At 55.1% G+C, this 12593-nt stretch carries 9 protein-coding genes; 3 read left to right on the top strand and 6 right to left on the bottom strand.

All coding sequences use genetic code 11. The features are described from left to right. The first annotated feature begins 494 nt into the window (after positions 1-494). Positions 495-1145 carry a phosphate signaling complex protein PhoU gene (phoU, locus tag ACP5OT_RS05955; protein ID WP_424676324.1) on the top strand — a complete coding sequence of 217 codons (651 nt, stop codon included), beginning with the start codon at positions 495-497 and terminating at the stop codon, positions 1143-1145. A gap of 56 nt (positions 1146-1201) precedes the next feature. On the opposite strand, the gene ACP5OT_RS05950 is transcribed toward phoU, so the two are convergent. Continuing rightward, positions 1202-2731, bottom strand: a complete 1530-nt coding sequence (locus tag ACP5OT_RS05950; protein WP_424676325.1) for a potassium/proton antiporter — start codon at positions 2729-2731, stop codon at positions 1202-1204. A gap of 425 nt (positions 2732-3156) precedes the next feature. On the opposite strand from ACP5OT_RS05950, the gene ACP5OT_RS05945 reads away from it, so the two are divergent. After that, positions 3157-3564 carry a YbaN family protein gene (locus ACP5OT_RS05945; protein ID WP_424676326.1) on the top strand — a complete coding sequence of 136 codons (408 nt, stop codon included), beginning with the start codon at positions 3157-3159 and terminating at the stop codon, positions 3562-3564. A 169-nt stretch (positions 3565-3733) separates the two neighbouring features. Here ACP5OT_RS05945 and gcl read toward each other — a convergent pair whose 3' ends face one another. Genes gcl through ACP5OT_RS05930 form a run of 3 tightly spaced genes read right to left on the bottom strand, consistent with a single transcriptional unit; the run spans position 3734 to position 7321 of the window. Beyond that, on the bottom strand, positions 3734-5533 hold the full coding sequence (gene gcl / locus ACP5OT_RS05940; protein ID WP_424676327.1) for a glyoxylate carboligase: 1800 nt from the start codon (positions 5531-5533) through the stop codon (positions 3734-3736). Positions 5534-5586: 53 nt separating this feature from the next. Beyond that, positions 5587-6462 (bottom strand): NAD(P)-dependent oxidoreductase, encoded by an 876-nt coding sequence (locus ACP5OT_RS05935; protein ID WP_424676328.1) that lies wholly within the window; start codon positions 6460-6462, stop codon positions 5587-5589. A 37-nt stretch (positions 6463-6499) separates the two neighbouring features. Further along, positions 6500-7321 carry a hydroxypyruvate isomerase family protein gene (locus ACP5OT_RS05930; protein WP_424676329.1) on the bottom strand — a complete coding sequence of 274 codons (822 nt, stop codon included), beginning with the start codon at positions 7319-7321 and terminating at the stop codon, positions 6500-6502. Positions 7322-7629: 308 nt separating this feature from the next. Between ACP5OT_RS05930 and ACP5OT_RS05925 the strand changes: the two genes are divergently transcribed. Further along, positions 7630-10470: an FAD-binding oxidoreductase gene (locus tag ACP5OT_RS05925; RefSeq protein WP_428131625.1), complete on the top strand. Its 2841-nt coding sequence runs from the start codon at positions 7630-7632 to the stop codon at positions 10468-10470. On the opposite strand, the gene ACP5OT_RS05920 is transcribed toward ACP5OT_RS05925, so the two are convergent. Beyond that, positions 10408-10926: an alpha/beta hydrolase gene (locus ACP5OT_RS05920; protein WP_428131632.1), complete on the bottom strand. Its 519-nt coding sequence runs from the start codon at positions 10924-10926 to the stop codon at positions 10408-10410. The genes ACP5OT_RS05925 and ACP5OT_RS05920 overlap by 63 nt on opposite strands. 465 nt (positions 10927-11391) lie before the next feature. Beyond that, positions 11392-12366, bottom strand: coding sequence for a deoxyhypusine synthase family protein (locus ACP5OT_RS05915; protein WP_424676332.1), 975 nt, complete (start codon positions 12364-12366; stop codon positions 11392-11394). Between the last annotated feature and the right edge of the window lie 227 nt (positions 12367-12593).

Below are 12593 nucleotides of genomic sequence, written 5' to 3'. Positions count from 1 at the left end.
ACCAGTTCAAAACACCAAAATCCCCGTGAGGGGATTGAAATCGTTTTGGGACCGGGAGACGGGGGGGCCGGGGGACAAGGGGAGTTCAAAACACCAAAATCCCCGTGAGGGAATGGAACCCTCGGGACATCCACAAGGGGGCTCCACACGGGGGGCCCGACGGTAAGGGTTCCGAACGGCACTCGATATCGACATCACCGTCCTACACGGGGTGCCCCCACAGGCATTTCCTTCCAACCACCAACATCCCTGTGCAGGGATGGAAACGGACGGAACAGGTAGGGGTACCGGCTGGTCGCCCTGGTTCATTCATTTCGCCGGTCGCCAGGGATGAGTCCCCGATAATGTTCGTTGACACCGCTCTTGCAACCGTGTATCCTAGACTCGCCGGTGTAGCATAAGTTGATACCGTAACTATCCCACTGCCAGTTGATCGACTTGCAACCGTGTATCCTAGACTCGCCGGTGTAGCATACCTATGAAGGAGGTACCTCATGCGACCGCGTGAGCATTTTGATCAAGAATTGGAGGCCCTGCGCAATCAGGTGTTAGCGTTGGGTCAGATGGTGAGCAGTGCCCTTGATCGGGCAATCACCGCACTGGAACGAGGTGATCGTGAGTTAGCGCAGGCAGTCGTTGACGGTGATGAGGAGATGAATAAAGCGCGGGTTGCTATCGAGCAGCACGCCATTCATCTGATTGCGACTCAGCAGCCGGTGGCGCGCGATCTGCGCCGTATCATTGCTGCCATCGCGATCGGTTATGAGCTTGAGCGGATCGCCGATTATGCGAAGAGTACGGCGAAAATGATCGTTGGAAGCCCCGACCCGAATCGTGGTCCCCTCTCACCGCCGGCTGAGTTAGTCAAGTTGGGTAAGACAGCACGCGCTAATCTGGATCGAACGTTGTTGGCGTTTGGTGATGGTAGTTCCGAGGCGATTAAGGGGATCATTGAGCAGGAGGATGCGATCGATCACGAGTATAAACGCCTCAAACAGTCGTTAGTGGCACAGTTGACACCACCGGAGACCGCTGATCTGTTGTTTATTGCTCATAACTTTGAGCGTGTTTCGGATCGGGCGCTGAATATGGCTGAGAGGATGATCTTTATCACTAGCGGTGAACAGGTTGAGTTGAACGATTAATGGAAGAGGCGTATCGTAAGGCATACGGCTCTACCCCCTTTCCCTACGGTATGCTGTTAGTTTGTCTTTACTTCGGTTTCCTGGACCTCTACTTGCCCTTGGGCGCCGATTTTGATCGGCCCAAGTGGGTTGAGACTACAACTCGCGCAAAGCTCTTTGATCGCCGATAGTGCTGTTGGTGCTACCAGGAGCACCAGCCGATCATTGGGCGCAAAGATGGTGCTGCCGTTGGGAATGAGGTAACCATCGGTCCGCTGGATTTGGACGATTAACACTCCGCGTGGTAAGTTGGCTTCGATTATGGATTTGCCTACTAATGCTGAGTCAGGGGGGATGTGTGCTTCGAGAACCTGACTCGCACCGCTGACGTCGGGAACGAAGAGATGGCTGTCAATGAGTTCAGGTTGATCGGCCATAACGCCGAGTTTGCGTGCTACCCAACTGATTGAGATGCCTTGGACGAGTACCGATACCAGCACGATGAAAAAGACAAGGTTAAAGAGGAGTGGTGCATCGGGCACACCGGCCAGCAAGGGAAAGGTAGCGAGAACAATCGGTACCGCCCCACGAAGGCCTGCCCACGAAACCATAAGCAGTTGCGACAACGAGCGCCGTGTCCAGCCGAGTGCGATGAGTACCGAAAGCGGACGCGCTACGAATACCAGCCACAAGGCCATTGCCAGACCTTGTCCCGAAACTGCAGGTAGTTGTGACGGTACGACGAGTAAGCCTAACACAAGGAACATGACAATCTGGCTCAGCCACGCGACGCCATCGTGAAAATGCAAGATCGACCGCTTGTGAACGATATTGGCGTTGCCGAGCATGATCCCGGCCAAATACACCGCTAGAAATCCATTACCGCCGATAATTGCCGTGAACCCGTAGGTCAGTAGCGTAAGTGCCATCGTTAACACGATGTACAGCCCTTCTTGTTGGAGACGAATCCGGTTCACTAACCAGATCATCAGCCGTCCAAATGCATACCCGCCGGCAGTGCCGAGCAGCATTTGTAAGATGAAGGCCGGAATAAGTGCGTAAAGGGATGCACCCGGATTAATTAGCAATTGGGTGAGGCCGACGGTGAGAAAGACGGCTATCGGGTCGTTACTTCCCGATTCGAGTTCGATCAGCGGTTCAAGCCGGTGCTTGAGATGAATACCGCGGGTCCGCATGACATTAAAGACGGCGGCAGCATCGGTAGAAGAGACGATGGCGCCGAGGAGGAGGGCAAGGAGCCAATCGAAGCCAAGAATGAAATGAGCGCCGACTGCCGCGATCATCGTACTGACAACTACGCCGATATTCGCGAGGATCAAACCCTCGGCGAGAACCGGTTTGATAATCGGCCAATCGGTATCTAAGCCACCAGAAAAGAGGATATAGATCAGGGCAACGACACCGATCAGTTGTGCCAGCCCCGCATCAGTAAAGGCGATTCTCCCCGGCCCATTAGAACCAGCTAGCATACCAATCGTTATGAAGAAGAGCAGCGCCGGTATGCCGAATCGGTTGGATGCGCGCGTAGCCGCGACACTGATTGCTAGTAGTAAGCCAATGATGAGTAATAGCGGTTCGGTAGCCATACGTTGATTTCCTCATTTCATAAGTAGCATACCATATTGTGGTTCCACGACAACGTAGCCCGGTTTCATGAGTAGTCTCTGCAAGCGCCGCTGCGATAAAGCGGCGCTTTTTGTGTAATTAGAAATGGAATTTGCGTCTCAGAGGACGATATGCAATTGACAGATGTTGTAAAGCAATATTATTATTGATATAATATCTCATTATGAAATGTGTTTGTGGGAATAGCAAGGAGAGACCTGGCGAAGTCGGTGTTGTGCTGGTCGCCCTGTAGACGGTTAGGCGCCGACGTGCCGCCGGTCTCTCTGTCGTAGGTGATTGGTTATCTGCGCGAGTGATGGTCGGTTGTGATCACCTAGAGATGGTGATCGGTAGCGACCGTACAATCGCGGTTTCGGTGATATTTCATCAGGTTAAGGAGGCGGAAATGGCGACCGATAATTCCTCACGACCTTTTACGCGCTGGATATGGCTAACGGTTGGTACGCTGTCACTGAGTGTCGCCGGTTTGGGTTTGATTCTGCCTGGCCTTCCGGTGACACCGTTTGTACTGCTGGCAGCCGCTTGTTACATGCGCAGTTCGGTGCGTTTATACCGATGGCTTGTCTCGAGTCGAGTCTTCGGACCGATCATCGCTACATGGCAGCGCGAACGTGGTTTGACGCTGTCTACCAAGATCGTGACCTTTGTGCTGGTCTGGTTGATGTTAGGTGGCGCTGCCCTCTTCTTGGTTGAGAGTGTTTTTATGCGTAGCCTACTGATTGGCTTAGCACTTGTGAAGACAATCGTGTTAATTCGTCTCCGCACGGTATCATCACGGGTAAGCCGAATCTAATCATCTGGCTTGCCATTGGGTAGGGGCGACCCACCAGGCGTAGGGGTGGTGTACATCATGCCTGTCGGGGCACTCCGACTCGCGGGGATTGGAGTGGGACAGCGTAGGAACGATCCACTAGGGCGACCCGGTAGGTCGCCCATACTCGGATCTCTGGCAAGGCGATCTACTAGGGCGACCCGGTGGGGCGATCTACTGGGACGACCCGGTGGGACGATCCGTTAGGGCGACCCGATGGGTCGCTCCTACTCGCTATCTCCGGCAGTGGGTACCATTCACGAATCTGATCAATGCGCGTACCCATAGCTGCATTTTCTTCGGCTTCCGTCATCACTTCTACGAGCACCGGTAATCGGCGGAGGTTACTCTCGCGCACCGCCCAATCGATCGCCGGTCGAATCTGGTCGGGCGTCGTAACACGCACCGCCAATCCTCCCATCGCCTCCATGACTTTGCAATGATCGATCCCATAGGTAGCACCATCGTCAGTTTCATACCCTAGCCGCACTTCATAGTTCATCTGGTACGACAGTTCGGCCATACGGATTAACCCCATGTACGTGTTGTTAATCATCACCAACACGAACGGGATACGGTATTGCACTGCTACCGCCACCTCTTCCATCAAAAATTGGAACGAGTAGTCTCCCACAATGCCGACCACTTGTTGGTCGGGCCGGGCCAGTTTGACACCGGTGCAGGCACTCACTTCCCAACCGAGTGGCCCTGCCTGACCGCACACCATATAGTGGCGCGGTTTGTAGGTCTTTTGGAATTGACCCGACCAGATCTGATACAGCCCGATTGCAGTGACGAAGATGGTATCACGATCAAAATACTCGTTTAGTTCGCGGAACACGCGCGGTGCTTTAATCGGAACGTCGTCGAAATCGTCGCGACGGGTCAGAGTCTGTTTTAGATACTGCACCCGCTCGCACCATGCATCGGCTGTCCGTGGTGGGGTGTAGGTGCGTGCCTCGGCCAATAACCCTTGGAGGGCTAGTTTAGCATCGCCAACAATACCGAGATCGGGAGGGAAGACCTTCCCGATTTGCGTTGGCTCAATGTCGATGTGGATAAAGGTGCGATTACCGCGATAGACATCGAGTTGCCCGGTATGGCGGTCGGCGAAACGTGCTCCGATTGCGAGGATACAATCACTTTCGAGAAAAATCGCGTTCGCAAAGCGCTGTTGGGTCTGAATACCGACAATGCCAGCGTAGAGGGGGTGGTCTTCGGGAATTGCCCCTTTACCCATGAGCGTCGGTGAAACGGGGATTTGCAAATATTCCGCTAAGGCAACCAATTCCGACGCGGCATTGGCAATGATCACCCCGCCGCCGGGCATCAGGATCGGTCGCTTAGCGGTCAGGAGCAGCTCAATCGCCCGCCGCAAGGCTGATGGTAACGGTGCCGGGCGATAGATCGGCAAGGGTGCATCCAGGCTTGCATCGTAATCGATTGCTTGTTTTTGGACATCGATCGGGAGGTCGATCAGAACCGGTCCGGGACGACCTTCACGGGCAATTTGAAAGGCGCGTCGAAAGACCCACGGCATCTGTGCTGCCTCTTTTACCTGCACGGCCCATTTGGTCACCGGTTTGGCGATCTCGACAATATCGACAGCCTGAAACGCTTCTTTGTGCAAAGCATCGGTGCGTGCTTGACCGGTAATACAGATGATCGGAATCGAGTCGGCCATTGCGGTGTAGAGACCGGTAATCATATTGGTACCGGCTGGCCCGCTGGTACCGACGCAGATTCCGACCTCGCCGGATGCGCGTGCATAGCCGTCGGCAGCATGTGTGCCACCTTCTTCGTGGCGCACGATGAGGTGCCGAATCTGCTTGCTTTTGCGCAGAGCATCGTAGAATGGTAAGATGGCTGCTCCCGGCACACCGAAAATGTAACGCACGCCTTCGCTCTCTAACACGTTGATCACCGCATCCATCACGTTCATGCGTGGCATGGGTTTGTCCTTTCACATAGTGAAAACATTTTTCACTGACAAGGTACAAAAAATTACACCTTGGGATAACCGACGGTGAGGGCCAGCGCCGAATGGTCCAGATCGCCGTTGCCGCTCTCGATCAGGCGTTGGAAGTGAGTACGCACGAGATCGCTGAATGGGAGTGAGAGACCAAGTGCAGCGGCGGTCGTATGGATAATCTCCATATCCTTTTGATGGAGCTGTATCCGAAAGCCAGGGCTAAACTCGTTGCGCGCCATTGTCGGCCCGCGTATGTCGAGTACCCGACTCTGAGCCAGTCCACCACCGAGCACGCGCAGGATGATTTCGGGATCGATACCGGCAGCTTTACCGAGTGCTAACGCTTCGGCGGCAGCGGCAATCGTAATGGCAACGGCGATTTGGTTACAAGCTTTGACCGTCTGCCCGGCTCCACTGGGGCCGCAGTAGGTGATGGTTTTGCCCAGCGCCTGGAAGATGGGCAGCGCCCGCTCGAAATCCTCTGGCTGACCACCTACCATAATTGAGAGGGTTGCTGCGATGGCTCCCTTGTCACCCCCGCTGACCGGTGCGTCGAGCATGGCAATGCCATAGGCGGCGGCTGTCGCTGCTAGTTGACGGGCCGTTTCAGGGGCAATCGTGCTCATATCGATGAATAGGCTCCCTCGGCCCATGTGGGCGAATACGCCATCCGCTCCCTGAGCGACTCCGGTAACGTCGGGTCCGTCGGGTAGCATCGTGATCACCACATCACTTGTTCGGGCTAGTTCAGCAGGAGAACTGGCCGGAAGCAAGCCTTCGGTGGTCAGTTCATTCATTGGCTGGGGCGAGCGATTCCACACCGTGACGGTGAACCCGGCTCGGTGCAGGTTGCGCGCCATCGGTTTGCCCATCACTCCCAGACCAATAAAGCCGATCCGTTGCGTCATTGTCAGTTCCTTTCACTGCGTTTGGGGAGATGGTATTTCACCGCGCGTCGTTCCACCGAAGCTCCGCCGGATCGATAGGGCGATGCCTGTCGGCGGGGAGCCAAGCCAGACTATCGGCCAGCGTACCGGCGGGAATGAACTCTAGGCCGATGAAACCGTTATAGCCACTAGCTGCGATAGTACGGAAGATAAAGGGAAAATGTAGCTCTCCGGTGCCGGGTTGATGACGATCGGGTGCGTCGGCAACTTGAATGTGGCCGATCTGGTCGATGTGCTCGCGAATGGTACGGGTGATATTCCCCTCCATCAATTGCATGTGATAACAATCGTACTGGTAACGGAGGTTGGGCGCACCAACGCTCGCCAGGAACGCGAGTGTCTCGGCAGTCGTGGTTAACAAGTAACCGTCGTTCTCCCAGACGTTGAGCGACTCGACCACGATCTCGATCCCGACGGCTGCCGCTTGCGCACATAGCCAGGCCAGATTCTCACGCACCCGTGCAAGTTGTACCTCGCGAGGCTCAGTTGGAACCAGTTTCCCGACCAGCGCATTCATGCGTGGGCAGCCGATCTGGCAGGCGAATTCCAAGGCGCGTGGCACGAGGGCGCGCCATTCTGCTTGACGTGTCGGGTGATTGAGCAGGCCGCGTTCACCTTGGGCGAGATTGCCGGCGGGTAAATTGACCAATACCGGTTGTAAGCCGGTATCACGCAGGCGATGGTGGATGGCGGTGAGATCGACTCCATCCGGCCACCAGAATTCGACTGCATTAAACCCGAGACGGGCCGCTGTATCGAAGCGGTCGAGCCACGGTGTGTCGCGCATGGTGAGCGAAACATTCAGGGCAAAGCGGATCATCGTTGTTTCTTTCCGTTTTGTGAAATTAATTTCCGTCTAATGGTATATAGCATACCGAGATGTGCATCGGTTGTCAAGCCCTTTCATGCACTTTCGCAAACGGCGGGGTGATGCACAGCGGTGGCGTGTGTCGGGCAGTATTGTTAAGACGCATAGCTGTCCGTCCCCACTGGACCGGATACAGTATGCGAGGTGATTCACCGGTCGTACCGTTCGCTTCTCGTAGATGGCTTTCTGCCTTGACAAGCTATAGTTTTTGGTATAGTATTCCATTATAAGGAATAACGTTTCATAAAACGGAAAATCGAATGATGCTAATGCACGAATTCCTCACTGCGTTGCGTGATCTCCTCGGTACCGAACACGTGATCACCGACCCTGTGCACCTTGCTCCATACTGTCACGATTGGTTACCCGGTGATTACCCCTTGCCGGATGTAGTGGTCAGGCCAACTGACCCGGCATACCTGCCGGCTATCGTCCGCTTAGCACAGGCCGCCGGGTTGCCGGTGGTGGCACGTGGCGCCGGTACCGGTCTCGCCGGTGGTGCTCGCCCGATCTATGGTGGTGTTGTGATCGACCTTTCCTGTCTGCGCATGATTGAGCAGATTGATATACCCAACCGACAGGTGCTGGCGCAAGCCGGTGTTATCACCTACGAATTGAGCACCGCCGTTGCTGACCAAGGTTGGTTCTATGCACCCGATCCCGCTTCATGGCAGATGTGTACGATTGGTGGCAACATCGCTAATAATAGCGGCGGGCCGCGTTGCCTAAAGTATGGAGTGACAACGAACCACGTATTGGCCTTAGAGGTGACGTTGGCCGATGGTCGGCAGGGGTGGATAGGTGATGGTACCGAGACGTTTACGTGGCATGGGTACGATCTCATTGGGTTGCTGGTCGGTTCGGAAGGAACGTTGGCGGTGATCGGGCGGGCACGGGTGCGCTTGACCCGTAAGCCCGAGGCGAATCGGGTGGCATTGGCGCTTTTTCCCGATGTTGTAACTGCGTGTGCTGCTGTCAGTGCGATTCTGGCTGCCGGCTATGTGCCTACAGCGCTCGAAGTGATGGATGCGACAACGATGCTGGCGGTTAATCGGGCACAGCAAGCCGATCTGCCTGTCGAAGCCGGTGCGGCGCTGATTATCGAGATTGATGGTGTAACCGAAGGTCTTGATGAGACAATGGCTGAAATTGAGGCGATGTGTCGTCGGTATCGTGCATTCCAGATCAGGACGGCGACCACCATTGCTGAACAAGAACGGTTGTGGGCAGCACGGCGTAGTGCGTTTGCTTCATTCCATATCTTAGCACCCTCGTTTTATCTAGTTGATACCGTTGTACCACGTACCCGTTTACCGACGATGATGGCCCATACGCAACGTCTCAGTACCAAGTATGGCTTGCCAATCGCGAATGTATTCCACGCCGGCGATGGTAATCTCCATCCTCTGATCTTGTACGACCCGTCCGATCCCGTTCAGGTGGCAAAGGCGCAGGCCATTACTGCCGATGTGTTGGCGCTAAGTATTGCTGAAGGTGGCGCGGTGAGTGGTGAACATGGGATCGGTGTTGAGAAGCGTGATTTTTTGGCTCGCCTGTACCGGCCGGCCGATTTAGCGGTACACGCGACCGTCTACGCGGTCTTTAACTTAGAACATCGGCTTAACCCGGGTAAAGTCTTTCCGGTAGGTTTTGATCCACGCGTTTTAGCAGCGGAGCGTACTGCTGGTCTTGTCACACCGCAATCGTTGGCGCGTGAGCACTTACCTGCTGCCTTGGCCGAGGTGGTAGGTGCAGCGTATGTGTTAACTGGCACAGACACGACTGCTTATGCTGTGCAAGGTCGGTTGCCGGCATTGGTAGTGTTGCCGGCGACAACAACCGAGCTTGCCGGAGTAATGTCGCTCTGTTATCAGGCCGGCGTCCATGTGGTGCCGTGGGGTGGTGGCACACAACAAGCTATCGGGCAGCTTGCCACCGATCCTGATGTGGTTGTTGTTACCCGCCGGTTGCAGCGAGTTGTCACCTACGAGCCAGACGATTTGACGATTAGGGTTGAGGCGGGGATGACACTGGCCGAGTTGAAGCGTATTCTTGCCGCTCATCAGCAACAATTCCCGCTTGAGATCGCTGATGAGGCGCATGCTACACTCGGCGGTTTGCTTGCAACTGACACCAATGGCTCCCGCCGATTAGGGTATGGCGCGTTGCGGGATCTAGTATTGGGACTAACAGTGGTACAGGTCGATGGTACGGTTGTTCAGCTCGGCGGCCAAGTGGTCAAGAATGTGAGTGGGTACGATGTGGTAAAGCTGTTTATCGGGAGCTATGGCACGCTGGGCATTATCAGCGAGGTGTCGCTACGGACCTTCCCCTACCCACCGGCGACAGTGAGTATTGTGACCGGGTTTGCCGATCAGAACAGCGCAGTACACTTTCTCGACGCGCTAACTGCGACGCAGCTACAGCCGGTATCTGCGGTCTATCTCGATTCACGATTATTGCACACGTTGCGTATCCAGGGTAAAGCCGGAATTGCCCTGCGCTTTGAAGGTCATCCGGCGGCCTGCCGACGCCAGCTCGATGAGATGGTAAGTATTGCATATGCAGTTGGTGTCCACACCATCCTGATCGAACGAGGCACCGAGCAAGCACGGATTTGGAATCTCTGTACTCATAGCACAGCGTTGCCGCAGCGGAGCGATACGTGGCCGATCCAGCTTGCCGTTAGGCCGACCGAGTTTTGGGTTGCGTTGCAAGCGCTCATGCAAACGGTTGCCGATTACGGCGCTGAATTGACGGTAAGCGGGCAGCCGTATCATGGGTTGATCACCGGCGAGATTACCGGTGAAGCGACGGCAGTAACGGCGATTCTCACAGCCTTACTCAAATGGTGGCCGCATGTTCGGATACCGGCCGGTGTATTGCCGGATGCGTGTGCTACTCAGCGGTGGGGCTACGCAGCCGATCCACTTATTCCTGAGCTTACCGCTCGTCTAAAACGGGCCTTCGATCCGTTGAATCGGCTCAATCGCCGGTGGTGGCCGTATAGCTGCGAGCCGGTTATCGGCGCCTCAGCGTCAGTATCGTCGGTTACCGAGCACCTGATCGAGAACCATATGATAGACAGGAAAGCGGGCTGAGTCGACGTGCAAACCGCCTTCGAGTCGGTAAAAGGACAGCGGTGCGGTTACGGTGGTGGCTAGTCGCTCGCCATCACTGTACGGGATGACCGGATCATGTGTACCGTGAAATATAACTACCGGACACCGTACCTGCCCGATCCATGCATGCGAGCGAAGTGGGTACTTGAGCAGAAAGTCCGGTACCCACGGAAACTGTCGGCGCGCGATCTCTTCAACGCTGTACAATGGGCTTTCGAGGATGAGTAGTCGAGGGCGATGATGGGCCGCGAGCCACGAGGCAAAGCTGGTCCCGAGTGAGCTACCGTAGAGCACGATCTGATGTTTGGCGTATCGCGCTTGCACCCAAGCGTAGACGGCTTCAACGTCGGCGAGCAATTGTGCGTCGCTGCTAATCGAGCCGGTGCTCTGACCATACCCGCGATAATCTACTATAACGACATCATAGCCGCGAATAACGAAATCGGGCGGCTACTGCACCCCAACTCCGCAAACTACGGCCGTTGCCGTGGAAATAGAGGATAACGCCTTGGGGATCGGTAGTGCGAAACCAAAGCGTATGTAGTGTGTTGCACCTTCAACCGGAATAAACACCTCATCTGCCGGCCAGCCAAAATGGTATTGAGTACTGGGCGGATCACGTTCGGAAAAGAAGATCAGGCGTTCCTGGATTGCGTATAGTGCAGCGCATATGAGAGCGTATCCGATGGCAACAACGCCAAGCAGTTGAAACATAGGTTTCAACACCGGTAAACCTCTTTGGTCGGTAAGGAGGAGACAGATATAAACCTTCCTCACTACCGGCTAGGGCTTAGATTGCCGATGGAGCATTACATACAGCGTGGCAGTTGTATGGGTGCGCAGGGTCACACCGCAGTGTGCCGCTCGCCCAACGGTTGAGCAGCGTTCCTTTACACTGTCTCACCACCCTAGCACCATTGCAAAGATCAACGGTACTACAATCGTCGCATCCGATTCAATAATAAACTTCGGTGTATCGACGGCCAACTTGCCCCACGTAATCTTCTCGTTGGGGACGGCGCCAGAATACGAACCATAGCTCGTCGTCGAATCGCTGATTTGGCAGAAATAGCCCCACACCGGTACCCCTTCACGACCGAGGTCTTGATGCAGCATTGGTACAACGCAGATCGGAAAATCGCCGGCGATACCGCCGCCGATCTGGAAGAAACCGATCGAAGCTTCGGCTGAGGTGCGCATATACCAATCAGCCAGATTGATCATATACTCGATGCCGGTGCGCACAGTATGTACGTTCTTGATCTCACCGGTGATGCAGTGGGCCGCGTACATATTACCGGTGGTTGAATCCTCCCACCCCGGTACGTATATCGGTAAATTGCGCTCCATCGCAGCATAGACCCACGAATCGCGCGGATCGATCTGATAATACTGTGCCAACTGACCCGAACGCAGGATACGGTAAATAAACTCGTGCGGGAAATAACGCTCACCGGCGCTGTCGGCTGCCGTCCACTCAGCAAGGAGTGCCTTCTCAAGTCGGCGCATCGCCTCTTCTTCAGGAATGCAGGTATCGGTCACTCGATTCATGTGACGTTCGAGCAGAGCTTGCTCATCGTGTGGGCTGAGGTCGCGATAGTGGGGCACCCGCTCGTAGAAGTCGTGTGCAATGAGGTTGAAAATATCCTCTTCGAGGTTGGCGCCGGTACACGAAATGGCGTGAACCTTGTCTTGTCGGATCATCTCGGCCAACGAGAGGCCAAGTTCGGCGGTACTCATTGCACCGGCGAGGGTGATCATCATTTTGCCGCCGTTAGCCAGATGGGCGTTGTAGGCATCAGCCGCATCGACCAACGCAGCCGCGTTGAAATGGCGAAAATGGTGTCGAATAAATTGAGTCACTGCTCCATTCATAAGAGATTATCCTTATCATACGTAGAACACGGCAAGATACTGTATTCCATCAGGACAGAACAAAACAGTCCAGCCAGAGCTATAGCAAGACGTAGCAATTATAGCATGCCCTTGATAAGCCTTCCCACCTCGTGAAAGATTTCGACTCTCTGCGTCCGTTGCGCTCTCTGCGCCTTTGCGTTACGGTGTTGGGGTGAAGGGCACAGCGATGCCGTGCCCCTATGGGT

The sequence above is a fragment of the Chloroflexus sp. genome (assembly GCF_049970315.1).
In the GTDB taxonomy this organism is placed as follows: Bacteria; Chloroflexota; Chloroflexia; order Chloroflexales; family Chloroflexaceae; genus Chloroflexus.
The sequence above is the reverse complement of the archived record's forward strand: the minus strand, read 5'-3'. Positions and strand labels throughout refer to the sequence as shown.

What these genes read in the sequence shown, in the direction of transcription:
- ACP5OT_RS05945 (WP_424676326.1), top strand. Translation starts at nt 3,157, where the DNA reads ATGGCGACCGATAATTCCTCACGACCTTTTACGCGCTGGATATGGCTA.
- ACP5OT_RS05950 (WP_424676325.1), bottom strand. Translation starts at nt 2,731, where the DNA reads ATGGCTACCGAACCGCTATTACTCATCATTGGCTTACTACTAGCAATC.
- gcl (WP_424676327.1), bottom strand. Translation starts at nt 5,533, where the DNA reads ATGCCACGCATGAACGTGATGGATGCGGTGATCAACGTGTTAGAGAGC.
- ACP5OT_RS05930 (WP_424676329.1), bottom strand. Translation starts at nt 7,321, where the DNA reads ATGATCCGCTTTGCCCTGAATGTTTCGCTCACCATGCGCGACACACCG.
- ACP5OT_RS05925 (WP_428131625.1), top strand. Translation starts at nt 7,630, where the DNA reads ATGATGCTAATGCACGAATTCCTCACTGCGTTGCGTGATCTCCTCGGT.
- phoU (WP_424676324.1), top strand. Translation starts at nt 495, where the DNA reads ATGCGACCGCGTGAGCATTTTGATCAAGAATTGGAGGCCCTGCGCAAT.
- ACP5OT_RS05915 (WP_424676332.1), bottom strand. Translation starts at nt 12,366, where the DNA reads ATGAATGGAGCAGTGACTCAATTTATTCGACACCATTTTCGCCATTTC.
- ACP5OT_RS05935 (WP_424676328.1), bottom strand. Translation starts at nt 6,462, where the DNA reads ATGACGCAACGGATCGGCTTTATTGGTCTGGGAGTGATGGGCAAACCG.